General features: G+C 54.9%; 1 protein-coding gene. It reads right to left on the reverse strand.

What is annotated here, in order from left to right:
- Positions 1-163: 163 nt before the first annotated feature.
- Positions 164-1,706, reverse strand: a 1,543-nt coding sequence (locus KDK19_RS08515) for an ankyrin repeat domain-containing protein (protein WP_257287734.1), incomplete at its 5' end; no start/stop codon positions are given.

Genomic DNA, 1,706 nt, shown 5'->3' on the forward strand with positions numbered 1-1,706 from the left:
CAGGAAAATAACGCAAGTTACGCAGTGAACCGTTCTCTCAATCGCGCTTTCAGCCTTGCCAGGATCTCGATTTTTCACCGTTTCTTGTAGATCGCCCTGATAGTCTTGGCATCACAGTAAAGATCGCTACCAACCAGAGCAAGACAGAGAATGTCTTTGCTCCCTACCGTGCCCCAGCCTTGGTCAGGGCCTTCACACAGTCGGTATTGCCCATCTCGGTTGCGATGGACAGCGGGGTGGCGCCATCGGAAGTCCGGGGGGCGTTTAGATCCGCATTGGCTTCGATCAAGACTTTCACGCAGTCGGTATTGCCTCTCCCGGCAGCGACGAACATTGGGGTGGTGCCATCCGACATGGCAGTGTTGAGATAAACCCCGGCGTTGATCAGGATTTTCACGCAGCCGGTATTGCCTTTCCAAGCGGCGACGTGCAGCGGGGTGGCGCCAAGCTTAATCCGAGGGTTGAGATCCGCCCCGCACCCGATCAGGACTTCCATGCAGTCGATGTTATTCTTCTGGGCAGCAAGGCATAGCGGGGTGGTGCCATCCGGTAGGGCGATGTTGGGATCAGCTCCGGCGTTGATCAGAAGTTTCACGATGTCGGTATTGCCCTTCCAGGCTGCTACGAACAGCGCGGTGGCGCCATCCTCATTACGGGCGTTGGGATCCGCCCCGGCTTCGATCAGGAGTTTCACGCAGTCGGTGTTATTTTCTTGTGCAGCAATGAACAGTGGGGTGTAACCATAATGAGTCCGGGCGTTGAGATTTGCCTTGGCTTCGATCAGGACTTTCAAGCAATTGGTATTGCCAAACTTGATCGCGATGGACACCGGGGTGTAGCCATTCGACGTGGCGGCGTTGAGATCTGCCCCGGCGTTGATCAGGACTTCCATAGAGTCGGGATTGCCTCTCTTAGCAGCGATGAGCAGTGGAGTGGCACCATTCGATGAGGCGATGTTGGGATCAGCCCCGGCTTCGGTCAGGGCTTTCACAATGTCGGTATGGCCCAGCTGGGCTGCTATATACAGCGAGGTGATGCCATCCTTAGTCCGGGCGTTGAGATCTGCCCCGGATTCGATCAGGATTTTCACGCTTTCGATTTTATTTTGTTGGGCAGCGATGAACAGTGGGGTGACGCCATCCTTATTCCGGGAGTTAAGATCCGCCCTGGCATCGATCAGAAGTTTCACGCAGTCGGTGTTATTTTCCTGGGCAGCGATGAACAGCGGGGTGGCGCCATTCTTAGTCCGGGTGTTGAGATCCGCCTTGGCTTCGATCAGGAGTTTCACGCAGTCGGTGTTATTTTCCTGGGCAGCGATGTACAGCGGGGTGGCGCCAATAGAACGGGCAGCGTTGAGATCCGCCTTGGCTTCGATCAGGATTTTCACGCAGTCGGTGTTATTTGCCTGGGCAGCCACGAACAGTGCGGTGGTACCACTCGAACAGGCAGCGTTGATATTTGCCCCGGCGTTGATCAAGCGTTTGACGATATCTTTGTGCCCGCCACCAGCTGCCAACATCAAGGCAGTGGAATCATCATCCATAATGACAATAACGGCATCGACATTGACGCCGTCTGCCAGTGACATTTCCACCTGATCCAAATCTCCCTCAAGACAAGCAAGATAAAACGCCCGATCGGGGAAAAACTCATCCGGGTGAGACTCATCGGTGTTCACATTCACCATAGGCATTGGGTCTTGGCGA

It is taken from the genome of Endozoicomonas sp. ONNA1, from assembly GCF_024606325.1.
Taxonomy (GTDB): domain Bacteria; phylum Pseudomonadota; class Gammaproteobacteria; order Pseudomonadales; family Endozoicomonadaceae; genus Endozoicomonas_A.